Origin of the sequence: Fulvivirga ulvae (assembly GCF_021389975.1) — a bacterium.
Classification (GTDB): domain Bacteria; phylum Bacteroidota; class Bacteroidia; order Cytophagales; family Cyclobacteriaceae; genus Fulvivirga; species Fulvivirga ulvae.
Genome location: NZ_CP089981.1, coordinates 353,089 through 379,132 on the forward strand (window position 1 = coordinate 353,089; position 26,044 = coordinate 379,132).

Here is a 26,044-nt window from a genome sequence, read left to right on the forward strand (position 1 = left end):
GTTCAGAAAAGTAAAACTACCGGCAAATATCCGGGTGGGTAAAGTTATTAAAATATAATGAGCAGTAATTCAAAACAAGAAGATAAACCTGTAATTGGCATTACCATAGGAGACATCAACGGCATAGGCCCAGAAGTAACAATCAAAGCGTTACGGGATAACAGGATACTTAACTTCATTACACCGGTAATTTATGGTTCTTCTAAAACCCTTTCGTATTACCGAAAGGCACTGCGCATGGATGATTTTAATTATAGCCATGTAAAGGAGTCAGGCCAGTTTCATTTCAGAAAAGTAAATGTGGTAAACTGCTGGACGGAAATGGTTGAGATCAATACAGGGGTAGTGACCCCGGAAGCGGGAAAAGCTTCTTTCCAGGCTCTTAAGAAGGCCACTGAAGACCTGAAGTCGGGGTTGATAGATGCCGTAGTCACCGCACCAATCAATAAAAATAATATTCAAAGTGATGATTTTAAATTTGCAGGTCACACGGAATACTTCACACAACATTTTGATGCTAAAGACAGCCTGATGTTTATGACCTCAGACGACCTTAAAATTGGGGTGGTAACAGGCCATATCCCAATAAAAGAGGTTAGCAAAACCCTTTCAAGTGAATTGATTTCGCGCAAGTTGGGCATTATGGAGCACTCGCTAAGGGTAGATTTTGGCATTAAAAAACCGAAAATTGCCGTCTTGGGCCTTAATCCTCATGCCGGCGAAGGAGGCTTACTGGGCAAAGAAGACATAGACGTTATTGAACCCGCCATAAAAGAGTTTAAACAAAAAGGCAAACTGGTTTTTGGTCCGTTTCCTGCCGATGGATTTTTTGGAAAAGGTGATTACAAAAAGTTTGATGGTATACTGGCCATGTACCATGATCAGGGGCTAATACCTTTTAAAACACTGGCTTTTGAAAATGGGGTTAACTATACAGCCGGACTATCCATTATCAGAACATCACCGGACCATGGTACAGCTTATGATATAGCTGGAAAAAATGAAGCCCAGGAAACTTCAATGCGCCAGGCCATCTATCTTGCCAGAGATATATACAAAAACAGAAAAGAACAATTAACAGAATAATATCTTTACTTGTTGCCTAAAAGTGGACATTTAACTAGCCTCACTTTATAACTATCTGAGGCCAACCTATGTTTATTTGTCGAAAACAATTAACTTTCAGAGAATTATAAGAACGCTGATGGATATCGTCACACGGAAACAGCTAAATATACTCATTCAACTCGCAGAGGCTGATAAACATTTTTCGGTTTTAGAGCGCGACCGTATTTATGAAATTGCAGCCAAGCGGAACTTCCCCATAGAAGGAGTTAAAGAGTTGATCCAGAACCCTGAACCAATAGGATCTTTTGGGGCTTTATCGAATGACCAGAAGTTTGATTACCTTTATAGTTGTATTGATCTCATGCTCATTGATGAGAAAATTTTTGATAGCGAGTTGATCTTTTGCATTGACATCGCCATCAAGCTGGGTTTTAAAAAGGACGTTGTTACGTTTCTCAAAGATGAGATCCACAGCTATCCAATGGCAACATTGAAACAAATAGTTTTTGAGAGGTACACATAATTTAATACACAAAAACGTTTACACTTCTTTTTTAATTATTAGAATTATCTTCTTAACTTTGCGACCTTAATTTAGTGGGAATGGCTGTGCACGAGTTAGATAAGTTTAATATTGATATATATAAGCTTCCCAATGGAACTCATAATTACCAATTTGAAGTTGGTAATTCGTTTTTTGAAGCTTATGAAAATAGTATTGTAGAAAAAGGTAAGGGTACTGTTGATCTCGAGTTAGAAAAAACGGACACCTTTATCAGGTTAAATTTCCGGATTAACGCTACAGTAGAGTTGGAGTGTGACCGTAGTCTTGACGTATTTGACTACCCTGTAAACTCCGAAAATACCCTGCTGCTGAAATTTGGAGATGATGAGGAAGAGATAAATGACGAGATCAGTATTATTCCTCGTGATAAACAGCGTATAAATCTGGCGCAATATATTTACGAATTCATTGGATTATCAATTCCAATGAAAAAGTTACATCCGAGATTCAGCGATGAAACTGAAGATGATGAACTTGTGTATTCATCTGACAGTTCCGAGGCTGACTCCACTGATAATAACGATCAGGGCGATGATGATGATAATATTGATCCCAGATGGCAGAAACTTAAAAAATTGAAGTAAGAATTAAATTTAAATATTTGTTAAAATGGCTCATCCTAAAAGAAAGATATCAAAAACGAGAAGAGACAAGAGAAGGACACATTATAAAGCAGAGGCTAAACAACTTGCTATATGTCCTACAACTGGAGAGTTTCACCTACCCCACAGAGCCTTCTGGCATGAAGGCAAACTTTACTATAAAGGTAAAGTTGTAATGGAGAAGGAAGTATTAGCTTAAGTTTTAGCTTGTGAAAATTGCATTAGATGCAATGGGTGGTGATTTTGCTCCCGACTGTACAGTCAAGGGAGCAGAATTGGCCTCACAAGAGATCCCGGACGATATAAAAATCGTACTGGTAGGTAACGAAGATATTATTCAATCCAAGCTGCGTGAGCACAACATCAACAATCCAAGTATTGAGGTGTTTCATGCCGACGATGTGATTGAAATGGGTGAGCACCCAACCAAAGCCCTCTCACAAAAGCCTAAGGCAAGCATACCTGTAGGGTATGGGTTGCTAAAATCAGGAGCTGTTAAGGCTTTTTGCAGCGCAGGAAACACCGGAGCCATGCACGTCGGCGCCATGTTTACCATAAAAGCTATTGAAGGCATAATCAGGCCCGGAATAGCAGGCTTTATCCCGAAAGAATCAGGAGATTTTGGTGTTATTATGGATGTTGGAGCAAACGCCGACTGTAAACCGGATGTATTATATCAATTCGGCGAAATGGGGTCGTTGTATGCCAAACATGTATTTAACATGCAAAAGCCAAAAGTGGGCCTGATGAATCTGGGTGAAGAAGAGCAAAAAGGAACCCTGCTAACACAGGCTGCCTATCAATTATTCAAAATCAGCAACAGGATAAATTTCGTAGGAAACATAGAAGGTCGTGACCTCTTTAATGATAAAGCCGACGTTATTGTATGTGATGGTTTTACAGGAAATGTAATACTCAAAATGGCAGAGTCTTTCTTTGATTTGTTACAAAAGCGGAACATTAAGGATGACTATTTTGATAGGTTTAATTATGAAGCCATTGGTGGCAGTCCGATCTTAGGTATTAATGGCAATGTTGTGATAGGCCACGGAGTGTCCAGCCCTGAAGCCATAAAGAATATGATTTTGCTTTCTGTAAAGATGGCTGAGTCCAATATTCATTTAAAAATTAAAGAGCACTTAGGAGAATAAACGAAAAAATTATGGCCAACATAAGAGCCGCTATAACGGGAGTTCAGGGTTATGTACCTGATTATGTACTTACCAATAAGGAACTCGAAACTATGGTGGATACCAGTGACGAATGGATAACCTCCAGAACTGGTATAAAAGAAAGAAGAATTCTGAAAGGTGAAGGCCAGGGAACATCGGTAATGGCCGCTGCGGCAGCTAAGGGCCTTCTGGAAAAAACCGGCACTAATCCTGAAGATATTGATCTGATCATCTGCGCAACGGTAACACCCGACATGGTCTTCCCGGCTACAGCCAATGTAATCTCAGCAGAAATCGGAGCCGTTAATGCATTCAGTTATGACATCGGAGCAGCATGCTCCGGATTTCTTTATGCACTTACTACGGGCAGCCAGTTCATAGAAACAGGAAAATATAAAAAAGTGTTGGTAATAGGGGCAGATAAAATGTCATCTATTATTGACTACACCGACAGAACGACCTGCATCATCTTTGGTGATGGTGCCGGAGCAGTACTACTGGAGCCTACCACCGAAGATGTGGGCCTGATAGACGCTATTCACAAAGCAGATGGAAAAGGTGCTGAATTCTTAAATATGAAAGCAGGGGGTAGCAGGTACCCGGCTACAGTTGAAACAGTTACCGCAAAAGAGCATTATGCACGTCAGGACGGGGCCACTGTATTTAAATTTGCAGTAACCAACATGGCAGACTATGCAGCCAAGATCATGGAAAGAAATAACCTGACTGCTGAAAAAGTAGACTGGCTTGTCGCTCACCAGGCAAATAAGAGGATCATTGATGCCACTGCCCAAAGGATGGGACTTACCGAGGATAAGGTAATGATGAATATAGAGAGGTATGGCAATACAACATCCGGTACTATTCCATTGTTATTATGGGATTATGAGTCCCAGTTAAAAAAAGGAGATAATCTTGTGATGGCCGCTTTTGGAGGTGGATTTACCTGGGGAGCCATTTATCTCAAATGGGCATACGATCCCAAGTAATCTTTTATTGTTATTCTTAAGTTCATTTGTAAATTAGTTTAAAATTATTCTGACATGGCAACAACGGCCGACTTTAAAAACGGTTTATGCTTAGAGTATAACAATGGGCTCTATACCATTGTAGAGTTTCAGCACGTTAAACCCGGCAAAGGACCAGCCTTTGTAAGAACAAAATTAAAAAGCCTGACCACCGGTAAGGTTGTTGAGAATACGTTCTCAGCCGGACATAAGATCACTACAGCAAGAATTGAAAGAAGGCCTCACCAGTTTCTATACAAAGATGATCTTGGCTACCATTTTATGGATAGCAGTACTTTTGAACAGGCTGTAGTAGACGAAGATCTTATCGAAAACACCGGTCTGATCAAAGACGGACAGGAAGTTGATATACTATACCACGCTGAAGCAGAGAAAATTATAGGGCTTGAATTGCCTGCCTTTGTAGAGCTGGTAATTACTTATACGGAACCCGGTATTAAAGGCGATACGGCAACAAATGCCACAAAGCCGGCTACTCTGGAAACCGGAGCAGAAATTCAGGTGCCTTTATTTATTAATGAAGGTGATAAAATAAAAATTGATACAAGAACCAACTCTTACTCAGAAAGAGTAAAGGAATAAACTAACCGAAGAAAATTTCTCCATATGAAGACAAAAGAAATCAGAGACCTTATCGACTTCATATCCCAAACGGGACTTAATGAGGTAAACATAGAAACCGAAGAGTTGAAGCTATCAGTAAAAAGAGAAGCTGACGTTCAGACACGTTTTGTAGAAGCCAGTGCCCCGGCAGTAGCTCCTCAAACCGTGGCTGCCGCCCCTGTACAACAGCAGGTAGCAGCTACTCCGGCAACAAGTGGTGGTGAAGCCCCTAAAGCAGAAAGCACCTCAAGCTATGTTGAAGTGAAATCCCCTATGATAGGAACCTTCTACAGGTCTCCAAACCCTGACTCTCCTCCTTTTGTTGCAGTAGGCGACAAAGTTGAAAAAGGACAGCCTGTGTGTATCATTGAAGCTATGAAGCTATTTAATGAAATAGAAACTGAAGTATCAGGAACTATTGTAAAAGTAATGGTTGACAATGCTTCACCAGTAGAATACGACCAGGTATTATTCCTTGTTGATCCGTCCTGATAATTTACGATTCTAAGAGAGAATCCTTAATGGACAGCTTTATTAATTAATCGTAAGTCTAAACTAGATTATTGTGTTTAAAAAAATATTAATAGCCAACAGAGGAGAGATCGCGCTAAGAATAATCAGGACATGCCGTGAGATGAATATTAGAACCGTGGCAGTCTACTCTCTTGCCGACAAAGACAGCCTTCATGTTCGATTTGCAGATGAAGCCGTTTGTATCGGAAAAGCGCCAAGTAGTGAATCATACTTGAACATTCCTAACCTGATCGCCGCAGCAGAAATCACTAATGCTGATGCCATCCATCCAGGATACGGATTTCTTGCAGAAAATGCGGAATTCAGTGCTGTTTGCCAGGAATATGGCATCAAATTTATTGGTGCATCTCCAGACATGATCAATAAAATGGGTGACAAGGCCACCGCCAAGGCTACAATGAAAAAAGCAGGTGTGCCGACTATTCCCGGCTCCGAAGGACTTTTAAAAAGTGTGGAGGAGGGAATGAAGATTGCTGAAAAGATCAAATACCCTATCATACTTAAAGCAACTGCCGGTGGTGGTGGTCGTGGTATGCGTATTGTGAAGGATGAGTCAGGTTTTAAGAAAGCATGGGATGATGCCAGGCAAGAATCTGCTGCTGCCTTCGGAAATAACGGACTTTATCTTGAAAAATTCGTTGAAGAACCTCGACACATTGAAATTCAGGTAGTAGGAGATAAAAATGGAAGGGTTTGTCACTTGTCGGAACGCGACTGCTCTATTCAAAGAAGGCATCAAAAACTTGTTGAAGAAACACCATCTCCTATCGTAGGTCAAAAGTTACGGGAAAAAATGGGAGCGGCTGCCATTAAAGGAGCTGAAGCCATTAAATATGAAGGGGCTGGTACAGTAGAGTTTCTTGTTGATAAACATGGCGACTTCTATTTCATGGAAATGAATACAAGGATACAGGTAGAGCATCCGATAACCGAAGAAGTAACTGATTTCGATCTGATCAAAGAGCAGATAAAAGTAGCTGCAGGTGTTGAAATCTCAGGAAAGAATTACTTCCCTAATCTGTACGCGATGGAATGCAGGATCAACGCAGAAGATCCGGCAAATGGGTTTCGTCCCTCTCCGGGTAAGATCACAAACCTGCACATGCCTGGTGGCCATGGTGTACGAGTGGATAGCCACGTGTATGCCGGCTATACCATTCCGCCTAACTACGATTCCATGATTGCCAAACTTATTGTAAGCGGCCAGTCAAGGGAAGAAGTAATCACAAGGATGAAGCGTGCACTGTCAGAGTTTGTAATTGAAGGAATAAAGACGACCATTCCTTTCCATTTAAAACTAATGGATGACAAGCAGTTCCAGGATGGCAACTTTACTACAAAGTTCCTCGAAACTTTTGACTTCACCGACCTGAAATAAAAGTATAACTACCAGATTAAAAGCTACTCGATTGAATTTGAGTAGCTTTTTTTATTGCCGCTATTTATCTTTTCCCCCTAAATACTGTTAATTAAGTAGCTTTTTTATCCGATTCGAATTACTTTGATACCTGAAACTGATCCCGTATGAAATACTTACTTCTTACTTCATTAATGCTCAGCATGTTATGGTGCAATGCCCAGGACTCCACGCGTATGTGGCTGCATTTCGGAACAAGTATAAACTCATATAATGGAGATCTCGAAGGGAAAAAGAAGTATACTTCATCCTTTCATCTCGGGCTTCAGCTTAACAAAAAGAAAAGACTCAACGGCAATATTAATATTGGTGCAGGTACACTTAATGGAGAAGATCGGGATTTTACATTTGACTCAAATCAGACGCCTCTCCCCTCTCCTAATAAGTTTTTTAAAACCAGCTTTTTCTATATCAACTATGACCTGCATTACAATATCATAAAGAAGAAAAATTTCATTGCTTATATAAGCCAGGGTATTGGAATGATCCGTTTCTCTCCAAAGGATGATGAAGGTAATGATCTTGCCGATTTGCCGCAGACACGCGCCGAGCAGGAAACATACAGACAGGAATCACTAATGCTTCCCACCAGTATAGGAGCTATATATGTACTCCCTAATCAATACGGCGTGTCATTACAGGCAGGCTACTACAACACCATAACCGATTATCTGGATAACATTAGTAATTTAGGCAATAGCAGCAACAATGATAATATAGTGGCCTTCAGGTTTGCCTTTTTCATTCCTCTCCAATAAGAAACTATAGACTTTCAGCTTCTATAAGCTGTACCAGATCATTATACCATTGCTCGCCATACTTGCGTATCAGGGCATCTTTTAAAAATTTGTAAACGGGAACCTGAAGCTCCTCTCCCAAACTACATGCAGGGCTGCAAATACTCCATCGGTCATAGTTGAGAGCCTCAAACTGATCATATTTAGTAGATCGTATAGGGTATAAATGACAACTTATAGGTTTTTTAAAGCTTATTTTACCATCCAGATAAGCCTGCTCAATCCCACATTTCAAAATGCCCCTGTCATCATAGATAGCATAGGCACATTCTTTCCCTTCAATAGTAGGCGTTGAATATTCGTCATCTTCGTCTAACACATACTTCCCCTGTTCTTCTATGGCTTTCTTCCCCTCTTCAGACAAATATGGTTCAACATGTTCATACACTTCTACTAACTTTATGAGCTCATCATTCTCGAGAGGTGCGCCCAGATCACCTTCCACACAACACGCCCCTTTACATTTCTCCAGATTGCAAACAAAGAACTTCTCTTTGATATCATCCGACAGTAACACATTTCCCAATTCAATCATGCTGCAAAGATAAAATATAATACCATTAAACTGCACCAACATATTTCATCAATAAAAAGATCATCAAAGCCTTATGAATATCTGATATAAATTTCAAGGTTTCCGAATCCCCGAGAAATTTCGTGTGAGATACAGGAATTTTTAATTGATTAGAAGGCGTTTAATTGTTTGGTTATTAATTTTATTTCTGACCTTTGCGGATTACATTGTGTGTCGATTAAAGTTCGAGAATGGATTATCTTAAAAGCCTTAATGAGCCGCAGTACGAGGGGGTGGTAAATACAGACGGTCCTACCATGATCATTGCAGGTGCCGGCTCAGGAAAAACAAGAGTACTTACATTTCGTATTGCCTATCTGATGGAAAAAAAAGGGGTTGACCCCTTTAATATACTGGCATTGACCTTTACGAATAAAGCTGCCAAAGAAATGCGTAACCGAATAGAAAAGGTAGTAGGTACTGAAGCAAGAAATCTTTGGATGGGTACTTTCCACTCCGTTTTTGCCCGGATCTTAAGAGCAGAGGCCGATAAACTCGGCTACCCCAGCAATTTCACTATCTATGATGCTGATGACTCCAAGCAGTTGATCAAAACAATTGTCAAAGAGCTAAACCTTGACGACAAAATCTATAAACCTAACGTCGTTTTTAACAGGATATCAGGTGCCAAGAACAGACTTATATCATGGAAAGAATATTTAAGAAACCCGGTATATAAGGCAGATGATGAAAGTAACATGAAACCTGAGCTTGGAAGGATATATAAAATATACTCAGAGAGATGTTTTAAAGCCGGAGCCATGGACTTTGATGATCTGTTATTTAACACCAATGTGCTCTTCAAAGATCATTTGGATGTATTAAATAAGTACCAGCAACGCTTCCATTATGTGATGGTAGATGAGTTTCAGGATACCAACGTATCCCAATATCTTATAACAAAAAAATTATCAGCCGTAAGGCAAAACATTTGCGTTGTCGGTGATGACGCACAAAGCATTTATGCATTCCGGGGTGCAGACATCCAAAATATTCTGAATTTTGAAAAGGATTATTCCGACTTGCGGATTATTAAGCTGGAACAGAATTACAGATCTACCAAGACCATTGTAAATGCGGCCAATTCAATCATTGGCAAAAACAGGGCCCAGCTCAAAAAAAATGTATGGACGGATAACGATGACGGTACTTTAATAGAACTGCTTAAAGCTACCTCTGATAACGAAGAAGGAAAGCTGGTTGCATCCTCTATATTCGAAGAAAAAATGCAGAATCAATTAAAAAACAGTGATTTTGCCATTCTTTACCGCACCAACAGTCAGTCCAGGGCTATGGAAGAAGCCCTTAGACGCATGAATATCAAATACAAAATTGTTGGCGGGCTCTCCTTCTATCAGCGAAAAGAAATAAAGGACCTGATGGCCTACCTTCGGTTTGCAATCAACCATAACGATGAGCAATCCTTAAGGAGAATCATCAATTATCCCAAACGAGGCATCGGTGACAGCAGTGTGGATAAAATAATCGTAGCCGCCAATGACCATGACATGAGCCTTTGGGATGTATTAAACAACATCAGCTCATTTCTTCCCGGTAGAGCAGCAAATGCTGTTATTGATTTTGTTGCACTTATAAAGAGGTTTAAGTACGATATTGAAAGCAAAGATGCTTATGAAGCAGCCTCACTTATAGCCAAGGGTTCGGGTATACTCAAAGAACTGTATGCAGATAAGACTGTTGAGGGCCTGAGCCGTTATGAAAACGTGCAGGAATTACTCAATGCAGTAAAGGAGTATGTGGATGATCCCGAAAAGGAAGACAAGTCTTTAGGGGCTTTCCTCCAGGAGATTGCTCTCATCACCGGCGTGGACAATGACAAAGACGATGATGATGAAAAGGTAACTCTTATGACCATACACATGGCAAAAGGACTGGAGTTTAAGAACGTTTACATTGTCGGGCTTGAGGAAGACCTCTTCCCTTCCCAAATGATGCTCAGTAGCCGCGCGGACCTGGAAGAAGAGCGCCGTCTGTTCTATGTAGCCATTACTCGTGCGGAAAGAAAGCTTTTTATGTCATATGCTTTGTCCAGATATCGTTTCGGGCGCTTAAAGAACTGTGAACCTAGCCGTTTCATTGATGAAATCGATCCGGAATTTATTAAAGTAAGTAAAAAATACAGTAAGAATGAGCCTGTAGTGGACACTAACAATTACACCAAAAGTTTTGTTAGTGGTATGAGAAAGACCACGACCTCTCAACCCGTTGTAAAAAGAACCAACTATAAACCGTCAGCAGATTTTGAACCCAGCGACACTTCAGGTTTACAGGCAGGGATGAAGGTAGAACATCCTAAATTTGGATATGGTATGGTCATGGAAATGGATGAAAGCGGAGCAAACCGAAAGGCCAAAGTTAATTTTGATGACTTTGGAGAAAAGACTTTATTACTTAGTTTTGCTAAATTAAAGATACACTCTAATTAGGAGTATAAACCACCCTTTATATGGAATATAACACTAGTCAACCTCCTTTGATCTTAAGAGAATACGGAAGGAATGTTCAGAAACTTGTTGAATACATAAAAACTATTCAGGATAAAGACAAAAGAACTGAGAGTGCCGAGACTCTTATTGAGTTGATGAAACAGGTGACCCCAACAGTGAAAGAAACACCGGAAACAAGCCAAAAGCTGTGGGATGACCTTTACATCATGTCAAACTTTGATCTGGACTTGGATGCCCCCTATCCCATGCCTGAAAAGGAAGTGCTGAACAAAAAGCCTAAAAGACTGGATTACTCCAAGCATGACGTAAAATTTAAACACTACGGCAAAAACATCGAGTTGCTAATAAAAGAAGCCATTAAAAAGGAAGATCCTGTTGAACGCGAAGATGCCATTATATATATAGGCAAACTCATGAAAAGTTTCTACAGCAGCTGGAACAAAGAGGTTATTGATGATTCGGTAATCTTGGAAAACATCAAAACTATTTCAAAAGGAGAACTAACCATTGACCTTGATAAGGTTAAGGAGGACAACCTGTTTGAAAAACTTTACTCCAACAAACGACGAAGCGCCAGACCTGCTTCCGGCAAATCAAGCGATAGAAAAAGTAGCAACCGAAATAGAAGAAAAAGAAATTAATGAGTTCTTTTAAGATCCAGGGAGGAAAAAAACTAAAGGGGGATATTATTCCGCAAGGCGCTAAGAATGAGGCTTTGCAGATCATAGCAGCAACACTACTTACCCCAGAACCTGTAACAATACACAGGATACCTGACATCAGGGATGTTAATAAACTCATCGAACTTATAGGCGACCTCGGAGCTACTGTTGAAAAGCTTGACTCGGAATCGTACAGGTTTACGGCAAAGGAAATAGATGTAGCCTACCTGGAATCAGATGAGTTTAAAACGAAAGCAGCATCGCTCAGAGGTTCAATTATGATCCTTGGCCCACTGTTGGCCCGTTACGGGGCCGCAAAGATACCTCGCCCAGGGGGTGACAAGATAGGCAGGCGAAGGCTCGACACACACTTCCTTGGGTTTGAAAAGCTGGGGGCAAAATTCAACTACTCTTCAAAGGAAAGCTTCTACAAAATTGATGCTTCAAACCTTCAGGGTTGCTACATTCATCTCGATGAAGCTTCGGTTACAGGTACCGCCAACATACTTATGGCATCTGTACTTGCCAAAGGGAAAACAACTATCTATAATGCTGCCTGTGAACCTTATATTCAACAGCTTAGCAAAATGCTGGTCAGAATGGGTGCCAATATCAACGGTATCGGGTCAAACCTGCTTACGATCGAAGGTGTTGAATCACTGGGAGGCACTGTCCATACCCTGCTGCCAGATATGATCGAAGTGGGTAGTTTCATAGGACTGGCTGCTATGACCCAATCTGAGATCACAGTGAAGAGTGCAGGCGTTGAGCATCTTGGCCTAATTCCTGATGTATTCAGGCGGTTGGGAATAAAGCTTGAAATAAAGGGTGATGATATTTTCATTCCGGAGCAAAAAAACTACCAGATCGACACATTTATTGACGGCTCAATACTTACCGTAGCTGATGCTCCATGGCCGGGTTTTACACCGGATTTGCTAAGTATAGTACTGGTAACAGCCATACAAGCCAAAGGAACTGTACTTATACATCAAAAAATGTTTGAAAGCCGGTTATTCTTTGTAGACAAACTGATCGACATGGGAGCACAAATTATCCTTTGTGACCCTCACCGGGCTACCGTCATCGGCCTTGATAGAAAACAACAGCTTAAAGGTATAAAAATGTCTTCTCCTGATATCAGAGCGGGTGTTTCATTGCTCATAGCGGCTCTTTCGGCTGATGGAGAAAGTGTAATATCCAACGTTGAGCAGATTGATCGTGGCTATCAGAATATTGATGAAAGACTAAACCGTTTGGGAGCAGATATTCAGAGGCTTGAACAATAGAAAAGTAAGTTTGTTAATAAAAAAGTAACTAACTTATTAACTAAATCAACCCGATCAAATAATGGAATATATTGAACAGCTTAAACTGTTTCTGGCCACTCAAGGTACGGAAATAGGATTGGCAATTATTAAAGGAGTCCTGGTACTTGTAATTGGTCTGCAGGTGGTCAGATTTCTTTCCAGAGGATTTAACAAGTTTCTGGAAAAAAGAGATACCGATGCCTCGCTCACCCCATTCCTCAGAAGTTTATTTCACAACCTTTTACTGGTACTCCTTATACTGAGTGTACTGGCCACACTCGGCATACAGATGACATCATTTGTAGCTATCATTGGTGCTGCAGGTCTTGCTGTTGGACTGGCTCTTCAAGGCACCCTTCAAAATTTTGCTGGTGGAGTTATCATTCTCACTATCAAACCTTTCAAAGTAGGCGACTACATCGAAGGTGGTGGCCATTCAGGTACCATTAAAGAGATACAGATTTTCAACACAATTCTGGCAACCCCTGACAACGTACAGATCGTAATCCCGAATGGGAAGCTTTCAAATGACTCCATCAAAAACTACTCTGCCAATGATAACAGAAGAGTGGACCTTGTATTTGGCATAGGCTATGGTGATGACATTAAAAAGGCCAAGGAGATACTTGAAAACATGGTTAAAAATGACGAGCGCGTGTTAAGTGAGCCCGAACCCACAGTAACCGTAGCAAGTCTGGGTGACAGTTCGGTAAACTTCAATGTACGCCCCTGGGTAAACAGAGCTGATTACTGGTCTCTATATTGGGATTTTCAGGAACGCGTAAAGCTTGAATTTGATAAAAATGGCATCTCCATTCCTTTCCCTCAAAGAGATGTGCATATTTATAATGAAAAATGAACCTAAAAGCTCAAGAAATCAAAAAGGCCTCTGAATCTAAACCGGAGGCCTTTTTTATATCATAAATTCTGCTTATTTCAAACGGTTGCAGAAAAAATTTAATCTATTTTTTAAAATATCACTTGCATTTAAGAAAAGAATCTAACTACATTTGTTTTAACAAGAGCAAAAAATGAACAATACGTTTACCATATACTTTAGCTATTTCTTTTTCTATCTGCAGAAGAAGGGCTGGAGATATATGTAAACTCTTAATGACATATAACATCTAAAAGCCCTTCTTAACCGAAGGGCTTTTTTTTTGCCCGATTTAAAAAAACAATAAAACAGAAAATGAAAATAGCAATTCAAGGCATAAGAGGAGCATTCCACGAAGCAGCGGCCAAAAAACATTTCGGCGACCACATTGAGATCGTAGAATGCAGCACATTTAAAAAGCTGTGCGAAACTCTCAAGGTTGGCGATGCGGACAGTGCCCTGATGGCTATTGAAAACACCATTGCCGGCAGCATCCTGGGCAACTACGCTTTAATCCATGAATACAGGTTTCATGTGCTTGGAGAGGTATACCTTAATATTAAAATGAACCTGATGACTATTCCGGGAGTTGCGCTTTCAGATATTAAGGTGGTAGAGTCGCACCCCATTGCACTTCAGCAGTGCCAGGAGTACATTCACCAAAACCTGAATGCCACTTGCAAAGAATCTAATGATACAGCAGAAAGTGCCCGGGACCTTGCCCTTGCCGGAGATTCAACTAAAGCTGTAATCGCATCAAAAATTTGTGCCGGACTTTACGGACTGGAGATAAAAGAAGAAGGCATTGAAACCCATAAGCAGAATTTTACCCGATTCCTTGTATTGGGACGGGAAAATGACAAAAGCCTTGACAACAATAAAGCTTCTCTCCGCCTTCAACTGGGGCATGAGGTGGGCAGCCTGGCCAGTGTGCTGGTTGCCTTCAAGGACAATGATGTGAACCTGACAAAGATCCAGAGCATCCCTATAGTGGGCATGCCTTATGAATATTATTTTCATATCGATGTAGAGTGGGCCGACTATGCAAGATATCAAAGTGCGCTTACAGAGGTCAGTGCAAAAACACATTCGCTGAGCCTGCTTGGAGAGTATAAAAAATCAACATTTGAATTAAATCAATAACTAATAATCATGATCATCAGCAAAGCAGAAAGACTAAACAGCGTGAAGGAATACTACTTTTCCTCTAAGCTACGTCAGATCAAGGAGCTTAACGATAAGGGCATGGATATCCTCAATATGGCTATCGGCAGTCCTGACATGGCTCCTCATCAAACCGTAGTGGAAACACTCACGCAGGGTGCAATCAATAATGGAATCCATGGTTATCAAAGCTACAAAGGCATTGATACTCTGAGAGATGCAATTAGCACTTATTATCAATCTGCTTATGGTGTATCACTGGACCCCAAGCATGAAATTTTACCATTAATGGGTTCCAAAGAAGGGATCACCCATATCACACAGGCATTCATCAATCCTGGTGATACTGTATTGATCCCTGATCCCGGCTATCCTACGTACCGCTCAGTTTCAGAGCTTGCCGGTGCAAATATTGAGGTTTACGACCTGTTGGAGGAGAATAATTACCAGCCTGATATAGAAAGCTTGAGAAAACTGGATTTGAGCAAAGTAAAACTAATGTGGATAAATTTTCCACATATGCCTACGGGAGCTGAACCCGATCCCGAGGTGATGAGAACTTTGATAAAGCTTGCAAAAGCGTACAAATTCCTGATCATTAATGACAATCCTTACAGCAGGATACTCATTGACAAGCCTTTCAGCATCTTCCAGGTAGAGGGAGCAGAAGAGGTGGCCCTCGAACTAAACTCTCTAAGCAAGTCACATAACATGGCTGGCTGGCGGTTAGGATGGGTAAGCGGAAAATCGACGTACATCGATACTATTCTTGGCATCAAGTCAAATGCAGACTCCGGCATGTTTTACCCTCTGCAAATGGCCGCCGCCAAAGCATTATTGCTGGGTGAAGACTGGTTCAGAGATTTGAACGAACAATATAGAAAAAGGCAACTCCTGATCTTTAAATTATTTGATCAACTGGATTGCACATATAACCCCAATCAGGTAGGCCTATTTGTATGGGCCAGAATACCTGACCATATAGACAATGTAGAAGAACTGGTGGATGACCTGATCTTTAATGCAGAGGTATTCATCACTCCAGGTAAAATTTTCGGCAAAAATGGTGAACGTTATTTAAGAGCTTCACTTTGTAGCAACGAACAAAATATAGAGCTGGCATTAACCAGAATAAAAGCCTTTAAAATGGCGCTGAAAGAAAGGAAAGAAGCAGTATGAACATAGCGGTGATAGGTATAGGCCTGATTGGCGGAAGTATGGTTAAAGATCTTAGAAAGAGAAACTACATCGACAAGATCTTTGGTGTAGATCTTAATCCGGATCACGGTAAGGAAGCTTTAATGTCAGGATTGGTAGATGAGGTCGTTGAATTGGACGCAGCACTTTCAAAAGCAGATCTTATTATTATTTCAATCCCGGTTGATGCAGCAAAACGTGTCGTCTTAGATATCCTTAGCAGCATCAATACGACTCAGATAGTTACTGATGTGGGTTCGACAAAAGGAGGGATATGTGAGGTAGTCAAAAACCATCCTATGAGAGGTCGGTTTGTCGCAGGGCACCCAATTGCAGGAACTGAGAACAGTGGTCCCGGAGCAGCCATAGAAGGACTATTTCAAAACAAAACAGGCATTATATGTAACAGACATGAATCTGATGATGATGCATTAATGATCGTCGAAAATGTGTACAAACTATTGGGAATGAACCTTAACTATATGGATGCAGACGAGCATGATAAGCACATCGCTTATGTTTCGCACCTTTCACATATCAGTTCCTTTGCACTAGCCTTAACTGTACTGAATATTGAAGAAAGTGAGAAAAATATATTCGATATGGCAGGGTCAGGCTTCAGCTCAACGGTTCGTTTGGCCAAGAGTTCGCCCGATATGTGGAAGCCGATATTCCAGCATAACTCTGCATACCTGGAGCGTGCACTTGATGAGTACATTGATCAGTTACATGATTTTAAAACATTCTTAAAACATAACAAGCAAGAAGATATCCATCAGCTTATGACTAAAGCCAATGATATCAGAAGAATTTTAGACGGTAAAGTAAAAGAAGAAAACAAAAACATTATTGAACATGAAAAAACAACTTGATATCTCCAGCGATCTATCCTGGCTAACCAAAGGCAGCAGACCTGCAATAATCAGTGGTCCCTGCAGCGCTGAAACTGAAGAGCAAGTGATCTCCACCGCTACATCACTGGCTGCCACTGGCAGGGTAGATGTATTAAGAGCAGGCATCTGGAAACCACGCACCAGGCCTAATTCTTTTGAGGGTGTTGGAGAGGAAGGCCTCAAATGGCTCAAAGCTGCCGGAAAAGAAACAGGGCTCCCTGTTTCGACTGAAGTCGCCAACGCCAGGCATACTGAAGAGGCGCTGAAACATGGCATAGATATTCTGTGGATTGGTGCCCGAACTACGGTAAACCCCTTTTCTGTTCAGGAAATAGCAGATGTGCTTAAGGGTGTCGACATCCCCGTAATGGTAAAAAACCCTTTAAACCCAGACCTCGAGCTTTGGATAGGAGCTCTTGAGAGGATCAATCAGGCCGGTGTTACCCGTATTGCTGCCATTCATCGTGGTTTTTCTTCTTTTGAAAAGACGTCTTACCGAAATGTACCTAAATGGGAGTTTCCTATTGAATTAAAACGAAGGTTCCCTGAATTACCCATCATTTGCGATCCTAGTCATATTGCCGGCAACAGAGACCTACTGGGGATGATAGCTCAAAAAGCACTTGACCTGGAGATGGATGGTTTAATGATTGAGAGCCATATGTCTCCTGACAGTGCATGGAGTGATGCCAAGCAACAGGTAACGCCAGCCACGCTCAACCGCTTGCTCAGCGAGCTGATTGTGCGTAATAAAACAACTGAAAATCAGGAATTTACAACCAGATTAGATGAGTTAAGACACCAAATCGATGAAATCGATGAGGAAATTTTTCAGAAGCTGGGCAACAGGATGAAAATAGCTGTAGAGATAGGAAAGTACAAGCGTGACAATCAGGTAACGATTCTTCAGGTAAACCGATGGGACACTATTATCAAACAGAGAAAGAGTCTTGCCGCTGCATTGGGGCTTAGCGAAGAATTTGCCGACAAACTTTTGAGAATTATTCACAAGGAGTCTATAAGCCAGCAAACGCAGGTGATGAATGAGCCTTTGGTAAAGGCGTAGGCGGTATGTGCAAAAATGTAATCACAACAATTCATGCCCTGACAATTGCTATACAAGTGTTCGGGGCGTGGATTGTCGTTGTAAGAACTCAAAACGGTAAGTGATTTTTTCACAAAGGCACAAACAAAAAAAGAGGCAGCACTTTTAAGTACTGCCTCTTCCATTTTTATTTTATTCTGATTGTATTAAACGTAGTTATTCAACATAACAGGCATTACCAGCATAAGAATGTCTTCGTTATCATCTTTTTCTGTTGGTATGAGGAGTCCTGCCTTATTTGGCTCTGAAAGGTGAAGTTGTACTTTGTCAGAATCCACATTATTAAGCATTTCGATCAGAAACTTAGCATTGAAGCCGATTTCAATATCACCTCCATCATGCTCACACGAAAGCCTCTCATTAGCTTCGTTTGCAAAATCAAGGTCCTCAGCAGATATCTGAAGCTCACTACCGGTAATTTTCAATCTCACCTGGTGAGTAGTTTTATTGGCATAGATCGCAATTCTTTTCAAAGAACTTAAAAATTCAGAACGATCAATGGTCATTTTATTGTCATTACCTGTAGGTATTACGTTTTCATAATCAGGAAAGCGTTCATCAATAAGCCTACAGATCATTTTTATATTGTTAAACTTGAAGAAGGCATTAGATACGTTGAACTCAACCGTTACATTGGTATTTTCCGTTGGTAATGTAGACTTCAGCAGGTTCAACGCTTTTCTTGGGATAATAATAGCATTACCATTATCAGATGCCACATCTACCCTTCTATAGCGGATCAGTCGATGTCCATCAGTTGACACAAAAGTAGTATTGGTGTCTGTCAGGTTCATGTAAACCCCTGTCATAGCAGGCCGCAGTTCGTCATTGCTGGTAGCAAAAATGGTATTGTTAATAGCAGCACTCAGCACTGAGGTTGACATATCAACTGAGAAATCATCAGACACTGCAGGCACCTTTGGAAAATCCGTGGCATTTTCACCCGCAAGCTTGTATCGGCCATTATCGGAACTGATCTCTACACTATAGGTCTCCTCGTCTATGGTAAAGGTCACGGGCTGCTCAGGAAGGTTTTTAAGTGTTTCTAAAAGTATTCTGGCCGGTACGGCAATACTTCCGTTTTCTTTAGACTCCACCTCAAGTTCAGTAATCATAGAAGTTTGCAGGTCAGAAGCTGTAACCGTCAACTTGCCTTCACTTATTTCAAAAAGAAAGTTTTCTAGAATTGGTACCACCGGGTTAGTGGTAATTACACCGTTGATACCGGAAAGTTGCTTTAAAAGTGCTGATGAAGAGACGATAAATTTCATTACTGATAATGATTACGTAAGGTTAAGTTTAAAACTCGGTAAAGTTAAAAATAAAATCATTTTTTGGAAACGCGATGCTACTTTATATCCGCAGTTTCTTTTTTAATAAAGTAACTTTTTGGCCTCATGATCTTTCTGACCTTAGCAACATCAAAAACTGCATAGTCAGTGGAGTCAATTCTGCCTATAATTTCCTTCCCACCCGGTAACATGCCATATATTTCCAGAGTGTACACATTTTTTCCTACATCCTCAACTTTAAACAGTGCCTGTGGTTGATCATTAATAATCTCACTGTATTGTTGCTGTTCGTTTTTGTTAAGAAAATCATTCACGAATAAAAGTGATACATCATCAAGAAAATCAGTCAGTTTAACTGAGTCTGTTTGCGGTATTTCAGCAATAGCGTAGAAGCGGTCAGCATACTCCACTGTAAACCCAAGCTCCTCATTGCCAGGATAGATCACATGTACATCACTTAGATTAGACCAGTTGAGGGTGAACACAAGCGGATCTCGCCACCCGTTTTTATCCAGTTGGTATATACCTGCCAAAAAGCTCCTGTAACCGGGTATTTCTACAATATAGGCCTGACTCTCCGGCGTATCGGCCAGATAGGTAAGTCCGCTATCCTTATCTCCCCATACATAAAACTCATGAACTTCTCCGGCACCTTCAAAAAAGGTAACCTTTGTGCCTGCCTCCCGCAGCCTTTCTGCAATATCATCACTTTGTTGCCTGGAGACTTTCCTTCTGACCCTCATTTGTTTCAAAATAGCAAACAAGACACTAACCCGCTGTGGATCGGCCTTATGCACCTCCCCCACCTTCCAGTTGCTGCCATCGAAAGTCAGCTGGTGCTGGCCTGAGGCTCCCGAAAATACTACCTTATCAATAGCCTGAGGATCATCGTATGAAAAGATGTCTCTGCTCACTTTTAATTTATCAGCAGGTCGGGTTACAAAGTAAGCCGATACCGCCGAAAGCATAAGAGCTACCAGAATGAAAATAAGTTTAATGTTTCTTTTCTTTTGCATGAGTCTATTCAGTACCAAATCCGGTATATTTCTTTTTTCTCCAGTAGAACCTTACCACTCCATAGACAATGAGCAACAAAACCGGTATAGCCATATTGATAATCTGCCATTTGGTTTTTTCCTTGCTTATTTTAACCTTATTCAAAGGCCTGATCTTTATTTCTTTATTCCTGGCGGTAATAATACCCTCATCATCAATCAGGTAGGCTATGGCATTCATCAGAAAATCCTGATTGGCAAATGTGTTTTGAGAGAACGGATAAAATCCTAAGGGTTGCGGAGAATTGTTCCTGGTATTGATTTCATTACGCGCAATATCTCCGTCACTCACCACTAACAGTTTAGCTCCGGTTTTAGCACTTTCTATAAAATTCGAATCATCTATATTTTCAGGCTTAAAGCGATTTTTATATAAGGATTCAAATTTTCCCTCGAGCAGGTACGCAACAGGCAAATACTGCTTGTCAAATTTATCCGAAGTCATATTTGTCCTCAGATCCTGTACTGAAACATTGACTGGAGCTGAAACAACCCGGCTATATTGCGAACTAAACATTAAAGGTGTCTTTTTTATACCGGGGGTCCTGATCGTATCTATTGAACTGCCAAATCGCAACAGCACCGCACCCATATTTCTGGTAATGGCATGGTCGGAAAAACGGTTGATAATAGGATAAAAAGGCCAGTTCTGAAGTTTGATCTGCGGCTGATCCCCCATATTTCCTACCACCACAGGATAGCCTGCAGCACTGTTATCCATTAAAAGATCACTATTGACACGGATGCCGTACTTAAAAAGCTGGTCATCAATATTGAGGTCGTAAGGGAAGGCATAATTAAAAACAGCGGACGCGCTGTCCATATCAGCTTGTAGTTTATCTATTAGCATTAATACCTTACCACCACCCATTACATATTGATCAAGATGATACTTTTCCTGCTCCGAAAATGCCCGGGTCGGTTTGGCAATGATAAGCGCATCATAATCAGAAGGTGTAGTCTGTAAATTTTCAATCTCTAAATCATATAAGTTCGCTAAAGCTGATGCAAAACTTGCTATTTCAAGAGAATCAAGCTCTCTATGTCCTTTAACCAAGGCTATTTTTTTTTCTTTCCAGGCTGGTCATACCTCTGATAGCAGATGCCAGTTCATACTCTATTCCCTCTATGGATTGGTTAAGCTTCTCCTCCGCAGTAGCCGCCTTGTTACCCTTCAGCAACATCACTCCCGTTTCAGCACCACCATAAGAAACAATAGCACCTGGAAAGACCAGCTTCTCCACTCTGTTGCCGTTCTGTTCGTCTATAATATTTGTAGGCTGTATACCCTTAGCCATCAGCGCCCTCATAAACTCTCCTCTGGCCTTTTCACTCATTGCCGCACTTGGATCGTTAAAGGTATATTGAATATTGTCGCCAGAGTACACCCGAAACTCTTCCAAGGTTTCCCTGATAGAACGTTGTAATCTCTTGAATCCGGAGTTAAGTTTCCCATCAAGAAATACTTCAACATAGACCACATCATCCAACTCACGGAGCATCTCTTTAGTAGGTTGTTTTATAGAGTATCTCCCCTCTTCAGTGAGGTCAAACCTGTGAAAATATGAAGATGCCAGAATGTTAAGCAATATTACAGCAACCAACCCAATGAGGAACCGGAGGAATGACTCTAATTTTCTACTTTTCAGGTTTACCATTTTCTACTGCTCAATATCAGTTTTGTGGATAATAACATAACGGTGATCACACTGAGAAAATAGATAACGTCTCTTGTATCAACAAGACCTTTGCTCATTGCTGCGTAATGGTAAAGTATGCCCAGTTGTTCAATGAATGAAGATAATACTCCCCAATCATTGATTGAAGCAATGGATTCAAAGCCGGAATAAACAATAAAACAGAAGAAAACGGCTATTATGAATGATACAATCTGATTTGTGCTGATCGCCGATGAGAAGATCCCGATAGAGGTAAAAACCCCTCCTAAGAGAATCAGACCAATATAAGAACCCAGCACACCTGCTGTATCTATATTCCCGATGGGGTTACCTAACTGATAAACTGACCAATAATAAATGATCGTAGGAATAACAGAAAATATAACAAGAGCAAACCCCGACAGGAATTTGCCAAAAATAATCTGCCAGTCAGTTAGTGGCTTGGTAACTAGCATTTCAATAGTCCCTGCCTTCTTCTCTTCGGCAAACATACGCATAGTAATCGCCGGTATTAAAAACATAAAAACGTATGGTCCCAGGGAGAAAAGGGTTTCCATGTCAGCATAGCCATATTCCAATACCGACGTTTCGGGAAAAACCCACATCAGAAGGCCTATTCCTGTAAGGAATACACTGATAACAATGTATGCGATCAGGGAATTGAGAAAGCTGTTAAGTTCTTTTACAAATACCTGTATCATTCACCCTTCTCCTTTCTCGTCAGCTCCTGAAACACATTTTCCATGGTAACCTCCTCCTGTTGTAGCCCCAAAAGTGTAAGGCCGTTATCAGAGGCGAACTTGAATATGGACGGACGTGCATCTATGGCGGCATCCGTTTTTATTTCATACTTATGATTTGCACCAGCCTCAACGTCAAGCACACCTTCAATAGCTTTGAGTTGGTTTATCTCCACATTTTCAGAAAACTCCGCGGTGATTATCCTTACTTTCGTTGTTGATGTCTTAAGCTGGCCTATGGCATCATCAGCCACAATCTTACCTTTATTGATCACCACTACACGATCGCAAAGGGCCTGGACCTCCTGCATGATATGTGTTGAAAAAATAACGGTTTTGTTTCTGCTTATATTTTTGATCAGGTTTCTGATCTCGATGATCTGATTAGGGTCAAGGCCTGTTGTAGGCTCATCCAGTATGAGTACCTTCGGATCATGGATCAGCGCTTGGGCAAGCCCAACCCGTTGCCTATACCCTTTTGACAGTGCCTCGATCTTCTTATTTTGCTCACGGGTGAGCCCGGTAAGCTGCACCATATCGTCAACCTTAGCCCTTAAATGGATTCCTCGTAATCCATGAAGCTTACCTATAAATCCCAGGTATTCCCTCACATACATTTCAAGGTAGAGCGGATTATGCTCCGGAAGGTAGCCAATCTGCTTTCTCACCTCCATAGATTGCTCCACTACATCATACCCGCTAACTTCTACCGCTCCTTCATCAGGTGGCAGATAGCAAGTAGCTATTTTCATGGTTGTGGATTTTCCTGCTCCGTTAGGCCCCAGGAAGCCGAGAATCTCACCTTCCTTAACATTAAAAGAGATATTATCGATGGCCTTTTGCGTCCCGAATACCTTGGTTAAATTTTTGACCTTTATCGACATAGCTTTTATTGAACGGCAAAGCTATCAAGTTGATACAACTATGGCAACATTTTTTGGTCGAAAGGACATATTGCCCAACGCATTCACAATACACTTGTCCATAGTTTGACGGGCGAAGTTATACATGCCCCAGATATCTGTCTTTTTCCAAATGCATATTTTTTGTTAAAGATTTGTTAAAGAACTTTGTGCTATTACCTTATGTTGATAATTTTCGCATTGGTTTGAAAAAAGATCCAGATGAAGAAATTCCTGTTTTATATACTATTTATCCTTATCGGTGGCTCTCTTTCTGCTCAAAAGGGCTATGAGCTTAAATTCAAAATAGAAGGCCTGGCAGATACTACGGTTTATCTGGGCAACTTTTTCGGTGAAAGTACCTATGTAAAAGATACTGCTCATGTTAATAAAGACGGAGAGTTTGTTTTTACCGGAAAAAAAGCACTGGAGGAAGGTGTTTACTTCATTGTATTAAACAAGACGAGGCTATTTGACATCCTGATCAGTACTGACCAGCAGTTTGCCATGCAAACAACGCACCCTGAGTATGTGTCCCATATGAAGGTAGCTGGTGATGTGGAGAACGAAGTGTTTTTCGCTAACCTGCTCTACAACAGTGCCCGTAACGAAGAGGCTCAGCCTTATGTACAGGTATTGAGGGACAGTACCAGCTCTGAGGCATCCAGATCAGTTGCCAGAGCTGAGTTGGAAAAACTCAACAAAAAAGTAATGACTCATCAGGACCAGCTCATCAGCAAACATCCCAAAAGCCTTTTGTCACGAATTTTAACTGCCAATAAGAAAATAGACGTTCCGGAAGCTCCAATACTCGATAATGGAGTAATTGACTCTACCTTTAGTTATCGATATTACAAGGACCATTATTGGGATAATTTCGATCTTGCTGACCCCGCTATGATCCGGCTTTCCGAACCCATTTACAGGAAGAGAGTTGAAGATTATTTGGACAAACTGCTGATCCAGCACCCGGATACGCTTACCAAAGCCATAAACAGGCTGGCACAAATAGCCCGGGCAAACCAGGACACTTACAAGTATTTTACCTGGACAGTCACTATCAAATATCAAAACCCTGAAATCATGGGGCTGGACGAGGTGTTTGTCAATATATATGACAGCTACTTTGCCAGTGGAGAAATGGATTACTGGGCCAATGACCAGCTCAAGAAGAACCTGAAAGAACGAGCCGATCAGCTGAGGTTAAGCCTGATAGGCATGAAGGCCCCTAACCTTATCATGCTCGATGAAGCCCTGCAGGCAAAATCTCTTTACGACCTCAAAAACAAATATACGGTAATATACTTTTATGACCCTGACTGCGGGCATTGCAAAAAGGAAACGCCTAAACTGAAGAAATTTACAGAAGAGACCTCTTTTGATATCAGTGTATTCGCTGTGTCCGCCGACACTTCCATGACAAAAATGAAAGACTATATCAGAGATATGCACCTGGAGCCCTGGGTTACTGTAAACGGCCCGCGTACCTATACCGAACACTATCAAAAACTCTATGATGCCCTCACCACACCTACTATTTATGTACTGGATGAGAAGAAGAAAATTATAGCAAAGAAAGTACCGGCGGAAAAGCTTGAAGACTTTCTGACGAGATATGAGCAAATGGAAGCCCGGAGAAAAGAGGAGAATTGAAAAACTTTTTGTAACTACACACGTTCAAAAAATAGGTCAACAACTTAAATAACAACATTATGTCCTTTATATCCAATCTATTCGGCAAAAAGAAAAAAGCCTTTAAAGCCACTTGCGATATCAGCAAAGAGCCTGTGGAAAAAGGTTTTGGTTACTTACTTACCACTTCCCAGATCGTTTCTTCTAAAAGATTCTGGGATAATGTAATGACTGAACCTGAAACCATGTCATATACGATTTCTCACTTCAAAAATCAGGATAAAACTGCAACCCAAATGCGGAATATGATCTTTGAGAAATACAGCACTCAGGACAAATCCTGGATAATCTCTGACTCATATATTCAGCTTTTCGAAGTAAATAAAGAAGAGGCCCGCAAGCATGCCCGTACCTGGTGGGAGAATGAGGGTAACTACTCTCTGGAAACCAGTGGTACAGCAGTCGAAACCATGAATGATAACGACTTCAAAAAAATGAAAGAGTATGCTGTAATGGAAGCAGGAAGGGAAAGAGTAGCATAAGCTGGCTGTACCTTTGAAATCCTCTACGTTTAATAAATTCGACCGGGACAATGATCCCGGTTGTATCATTGAGAGCATACACTAATCCCATTGCGCATGCCATACATTTTGGCATGCATTTTTTTACTTTTCCCACGCCTTTCATAGCCATTTTATTCCGGTGATA

27 protein-coding genes are annotated in these 26,044 nt (G+C 41.0%); 20 read left to right on the forward strand and 7 right to left on the reverse strand.

The features are described 5' to 3' along the window. Positions 1-57 precede the first annotated feature (57 nt). The 10 genes from pdxA (at position 58) to LVD17_RS01540 (ending at position 7,747) form a co-directional block, all read left to right on the forward strand. Complete coding sequence (gene pdxA, locus LVD17_RS01495; RefSeq protein ID WP_233764287.1) at positions 58-1,086, forward strand: 4-hydroxythreonine-4-phosphate dehydrogenase PdxA; 1,029 nt, start codon at positions 58-60, stop codon at positions 1,084-1,086. A gap of 76 nt (positions 1,087-1,162) precedes the next feature. Continuing rightward, positions 1,163-1,591: a TerB family tellurite resistance protein gene (locus LVD17_RS01500; RefSeq protein WP_233764288.1), complete on the forward strand. Its 429-nt coding sequence runs from the start codon at positions 1,163-1,165 to the stop codon at positions 1,589-1,591. A gap of 80 nt (positions 1,592-1,671) precedes the next feature. Then, positions 1,672-2,217: a YceD family protein gene (locus LVD17_RS01505; protein WP_233764289.1), complete on the forward strand. Its 546-nt coding sequence runs from the start codon at positions 1,672-1,674 to the stop codon at positions 2,215-2,217. Positions 2,218-2,242: 25 nt separating this feature from the next. After that, positions 2,243-2,434: a 50S ribosomal protein L32 gene (rpmF, locus tag LVD17_RS01510; protein WP_233764290.1), complete on the forward strand. Its 192-nt coding sequence runs from the start codon at positions 2,243-2,245 to the stop codon at positions 2,432-2,434. Between the two features lie 10 nt (positions 2,435-2,444). Beyond that, entirely contained in the window at positions 2,445-3,386 is a 942-nt protein-coding gene (gene plsX, locus LVD17_RS01515) for a phosphate acyltransferase PlsX (RefSeq protein ID WP_233764291.1), read from the forward strand. A gap of 11 nt (positions 3,387-3,397) precedes the next feature. Then, positions 3,398-4,396 carry a beta-ketoacyl-ACP synthase III gene (locus LVD17_RS01520; protein ID WP_233764293.1) on the forward strand — a complete coding sequence of 333 codons (999 nt, stop codon included), beginning with the start codon at positions 3,398-3,400 and terminating at the stop codon, positions 4,394-4,396. A gap of 54 nt (positions 4,397-4,450) precedes the next feature. Beyond that, positions 4,451-5,017: an elongation factor P gene (gene efp / locus LVD17_RS01525; RefSeq protein WP_233764294.1), complete on the forward strand. Its 567-nt coding sequence runs from the start codon at positions 4,451-4,453 to the stop codon at positions 5,015-5,017. A 24-nt stretch (positions 5,018-5,041) separates the two neighbouring features. Beyond that, complete coding sequence (accB, locus tag LVD17_RS01530) at positions 5,042-5,530, forward strand: acetyl-CoA carboxylase biotin carboxyl carrier protein (RefSeq protein ID WP_233764296.1); 489 nt, start codon at positions 5,042-5,044, stop codon at positions 5,528-5,530. Between the two features lie 73 nt (positions 5,531-5,603). Beyond that, a complete protein-coding gene (accC, locus tag LVD17_RS01535; RefSeq protein WP_233764297.1) occupies positions 5,604-6,950 on the forward strand; it encodes an acetyl-CoA carboxylase biotin carboxylase subunit in 1,347 nt (448 codons plus the stop codon). A 146-nt stretch (positions 6,951-7,096) separates the two neighbouring features. Continuing rightward, entirely contained in the window at positions 7,097-7,747 is a 651-nt protein-coding gene (locus LVD17_RS01540; protein WP_233764298.1) for a hypothetical protein, read from the forward strand. A 4-nt stretch (positions 7,748-7,751) separates the two neighbouring features. Here the strand turns inward: LVD17_RS01540 and LVD17_RS01545 are convergent, their stop codons facing one another. Beyond that, a complete protein-coding gene (locus tag LVD17_RS01545; protein WP_233764299.1) occupies positions 7,752-8,321 on the reverse strand; it encodes a DUF3109 family protein in 570 nt (189 codons plus the stop codon). A 230-nt stretch (positions 8,322-8,551) separates the two neighbouring features. Between LVD17_RS01545 and LVD17_RS01550 the strand changes: the two genes are divergently transcribed. The 8 genes from LVD17_RS01550 to LVD17_RS01585 all read left to right on the forward strand — a co-directional run bounded on the left by LVD17_RS01550 (position 8,552) and on the right by LVD17_RS01585 (position 17,997). Further along, on the forward strand, positions 8,552-10,807 hold the full coding sequence (locus LVD17_RS01550; RefSeq protein WP_233764301.1) for an ATP-dependent helicase: 2,256 nt from the start codon (positions 8,552-8,554) through the stop codon (positions 10,805-10,807). A gap of 20 nt (positions 10,808-10,827) precedes the next feature. Next, positions 10,828-11,469, forward strand: a complete 642-nt coding sequence (locus LVD17_RS01555; RefSeq protein WP_233764303.1) for a DUF4290 domain-containing protein — start codon at positions 10,828-10,830, stop codon at positions 11,467-11,469. Next, entirely contained in the window at positions 11,469-12,779 is a 1,311-nt protein-coding gene (gene murA / locus LVD17_RS01560; RefSeq protein WP_233764305.1) for a UDP-N-acetylglucosamine 1-carboxyvinyltransferase, read from the forward strand. The genes LVD17_RS01555 and murA overlap by 1 nt, the downstream gene beginning before the upstream one ends. Positions 12,780-12,840: 61 nt before the next feature. Further along, a complete protein-coding gene (locus LVD17_RS01565; protein ID WP_233764313.1) occupies positions 12,841-13,659 on the forward strand; it encodes a mechanosensitive ion channel family protein in 819 nt (272 codons plus the stop codon). Between the two features lie 333 nt (positions 13,660-13,992). Then, positions 13,993-14,820 (forward strand): prephenate dehydratase, encoded by an 828-nt coding sequence (locus LVD17_RS01570; RefSeq protein ID WP_233764317.1) that lies wholly within the window; start codon positions 13,993-13,995, stop codon positions 14,818-14,820. Between the two features lie 9 nt (positions 14,821-14,829). Further along, the gene (locus LVD17_RS01575) at positions 14,830-16,020 is read left to right on the forward strand and encodes a pyridoxal phosphate-dependent aminotransferase (RefSeq protein WP_233764318.1); all 1,191 of its coding nucleotides are present in this window, start codon (positions 14,830-14,832) and stop codon (positions 16,018-16,020) included. After that, positions 16,017-16,910, forward strand: a complete 894-nt coding sequence (locus tag LVD17_RS01580) for a prephenate dehydrogenase (RefSeq protein ID WP_233764320.1) — start codon at positions 16,017-16,019, stop codon at positions 16,908-16,910. The genes LVD17_RS01575 and LVD17_RS01580 overlap by 4 nt, the downstream gene beginning before the upstream one ends. Continuing rightward, complete coding sequence (locus tag LVD17_RS01585; protein ID WP_233764321.1) at positions 16,894-17,997, forward strand: chorismate mutase; 1,104 nt, start codon at positions 16,894-16,896, stop codon at positions 17,995-17,997. Before LVD17_RS01580 ends, LVD17_RS01585 begins: the two co-directional genes overlap by 17 nt. A gap of 185 nt (positions 17,998-18,182) precedes the next feature. Here the strand turns inward: LVD17_RS01585 and dnaN are convergent, their stop codons facing one another. The 6 genes from dnaN to gldA form a co-directional block, all read right to left on the reverse strand. After that, entirely contained in the window at positions 18,183-19,307 is a 1,125-nt protein-coding gene (gene dnaN, locus LVD17_RS01590) for a DNA polymerase III subunit beta (RefSeq protein ID WP_233764322.1), read from the reverse strand. Positions 19,308-19,384: 77 nt separating this feature from the next. Next, a complete protein-coding gene (locus LVD17_RS01595) occupies positions 19,385-20,344 on the reverse strand; it encodes a DUF4340 domain-containing protein (protein ID WP_233764324.1) in 960 nt (319 codons plus the stop codon). A gap of 4 nt (positions 20,345-20,348) precedes the next feature. Further along, positions 20,349-21,440 (reverse strand): gliding motility-associated ABC transporter substrate-binding protein GldG, encoded by a 1,092-nt coding sequence (gldG, locus tag LVD17_RS01600; protein ID WP_233764325.1) that lies wholly within the window; start codon positions 21,438-21,440, stop codon positions 20,349-20,351. Further along, positions 21,433-22,041 (reverse strand): DUF7088 domain-containing protein, encoded by a 609-nt coding sequence (locus LVD17_RS01605; protein ID WP_233764326.1) that lies wholly within the window; start codon positions 22,039-22,041, stop codon positions 21,433-21,435. The genes gldG and LVD17_RS01605 overlap by 8 nt, the downstream gene beginning before the upstream one ends. Beyond that, positions 22,035-22,763: a gliding motility-associated ABC transporter permease subunit GldF gene (gene gldF, locus LVD17_RS01610; protein WP_233764327.1), complete on the reverse strand. Its 729-nt coding sequence runs from the start codon at positions 22,761-22,763 to the stop codon at positions 22,035-22,037. Before gldF ends, LVD17_RS01605 begins: the two co-directional genes overlap by 7 nt. Continuing rightward, positions 22,760-23,686 carry a gliding motility-associated ABC transporter ATP-binding subunit GldA gene (gene gldA / locus LVD17_RS01615; RefSeq protein ID WP_233764328.1) on the reverse strand — a complete coding sequence of 309 codons (927 nt, stop codon included), beginning with the start codon at positions 23,684-23,686 and terminating at the stop codon, positions 22,760-22,762. Before gldA ends, gldF begins: the two co-directional genes overlap by 4 nt. Positions 23,687-23,926: 240 nt before the next feature. Between gldA and LVD17_RS01620 the strand changes: the two genes are divergently transcribed. After that, entirely contained in the window at positions 23,927-25,357 is a 1,431-nt protein-coding gene (locus tag LVD17_RS01620) for a redoxin domain-containing protein (protein WP_233764330.1), read from the forward strand. A 59-nt stretch (positions 25,358-25,416) separates the two neighbouring features. After that, a complete protein-coding gene (locus LVD17_RS01625; RefSeq protein WP_233764332.1) occupies positions 25,417-25,878 on the forward strand; it encodes a hypothetical protein in 462 nt (153 codons plus the stop codon). Positions 25,879-26,044 lie beyond the last annotated feature (166 nt).

Excerpts from the sequence above, each read along its gene's own strand:
- LVD17_RS01570 (WP_233764317.1), top strand. The coding sequence starts at position 13,993 with ATGAAAATAGCAATTCAAGGCATAAGAGGAGCATTCCACGAAGCAGCG.
- LVD17_RS01520 (WP_233764293.1), top strand. The coding sequence starts at position 3,398 with ATGGCCAACATAAGAGCCGCTATAACGGGAGTTCAGGGTTATGTACCT.
- pdxA (WP_233764287.1), top strand. The coding sequence starts at position 58 with ATGAGCAGTAATTCAAAACAAGAAGATAAACCTGTAATTGGCATTACC.
- LVD17_RS01545 (WP_233764299.1), bottom strand. The coding sequence starts at position 8,321 with ATGATTGAATTGGGAAATGTGTTACTGTCGGATGATATCAAAGAGAAG.
- LVD17_RS01620 (WP_233764330.1), top strand. The coding sequence starts at position 23,927 with ATGAAGAAATTCCTGTTTTATATACTATTTATCCTTATCGGTGGCTCT.
- gldA (WP_233764328.1), bottom strand. The coding sequence starts at position 23,686 with ATGTCGATAAAGGTCAAAAATTTAACCAAGGTATTCGGGACGCAAAAG.
- LVD17_RS01565 (WP_233764313.1), top strand. The coding sequence starts at position 12,841 with ATGGAATATATTGAACAGCTTAAACTGTTTCTGGCCACTCAAGGTACG.
- LVD17_RS01595 (WP_233764324.1), bottom strand. The coding sequence starts at position 20,344 with ATGCAAAAGAAAAGAAACATTAAACTTATTTTCATTCTGGTAGCTCTT.
- LVD17_RS01540 (WP_233764298.1), top strand. The coding sequence starts at position 7,097 with ATGAAATACTTACTTCTTACTTCATTAATGCTCAGCATGTTATGGTGC.
- murA (WP_233764305.1), top strand. The coding sequence starts at position 11,469 with ATGAGTTCTTTTAAGATCCAGGGAGGAAAAAAACTAAAGGGGGATATT.
- LVD17_RS01625 (WP_233764332.1), top strand. The coding sequence starts at position 25,417 with ATGTCCTTTATATCCAATCTATTCGGCAAAAAGAAAAAAGCCTTTAAA.
- LVD17_RS01505 (WP_233764289.1), top strand. The coding sequence starts at position 1,672 with ATGGCTGTGCACGAGTTAGATAAGTTTAATATTGATATATATAAGCTT.
- rpmF (WP_233764290.1), top strand. The coding sequence starts at position 2,243 with ATGGCTCATCCTAAAAGAAAGATATCAAAAACGAGAAGAGACAAGAGA.
- efp (WP_233764294.1), top strand. The coding sequence starts at position 4,451 with ATGGCAACAACGGCCGACTTTAAAAACGGTTTATGCTTAGAGTATAAC.
- LVD17_RS01585 (WP_233764321.1), top strand. The coding sequence starts at position 16,894 with ATGAAAAAACAACTTGATATCTCCAGCGATCTATCCTGGCTAACCAAA.
- LVD17_RS01605 (WP_233764326.1), bottom strand. The coding sequence starts at position 22,041 with ATGGTAAACCTGAAAAGTAGAAAATTAGAGTCATTCCTCCGGTTCCTC.
- LVD17_RS01555 (WP_233764303.1), top strand. The coding sequence starts at position 10,828 with ATGGAATATAACACTAGTCAACCTCCTTTGATCTTAAGAGAATACGGA.
- accB (WP_233764296.1), top strand. The coding sequence starts at position 5,042 with ATGAAGACAAAAGAAATCAGAGACCTTATCGACTTCATATCCCAAACG.
- LVD17_RS01550 (WP_233764301.1), top strand. The coding sequence starts at position 8,552 with ATGGATTATCTTAAAAGCCTTAATGAGCCGCAGTACGAGGGGGTGGTA.
- dnaN (WP_233764322.1), bottom strand. The coding sequence starts at position 19,307 with ATGAAATTTATCGTCTCTTCATCAGCACTTTTAAAGCAACTTTCCGGT.
- LVD17_RS01580 (WP_233764320.1), top strand. The coding sequence starts at position 16,017 with ATGAACATAGCGGTGATAGGTATAGGCCTGATTGGCGGAAGTATGGTT.
- LVD17_RS01575 (WP_233764318.1), top strand. The coding sequence starts at position 14,830 with ATGATCATCAGCAAAGCAGAAAGACTAAACAGCGTGAAGGAATACTAC.
- gldF (WP_233764327.1), bottom strand. The coding sequence starts at position 22,763 with ATGATACAGGTATTTGTAAAAGAACTTAACAGCTTTCTCAATTCCCTG.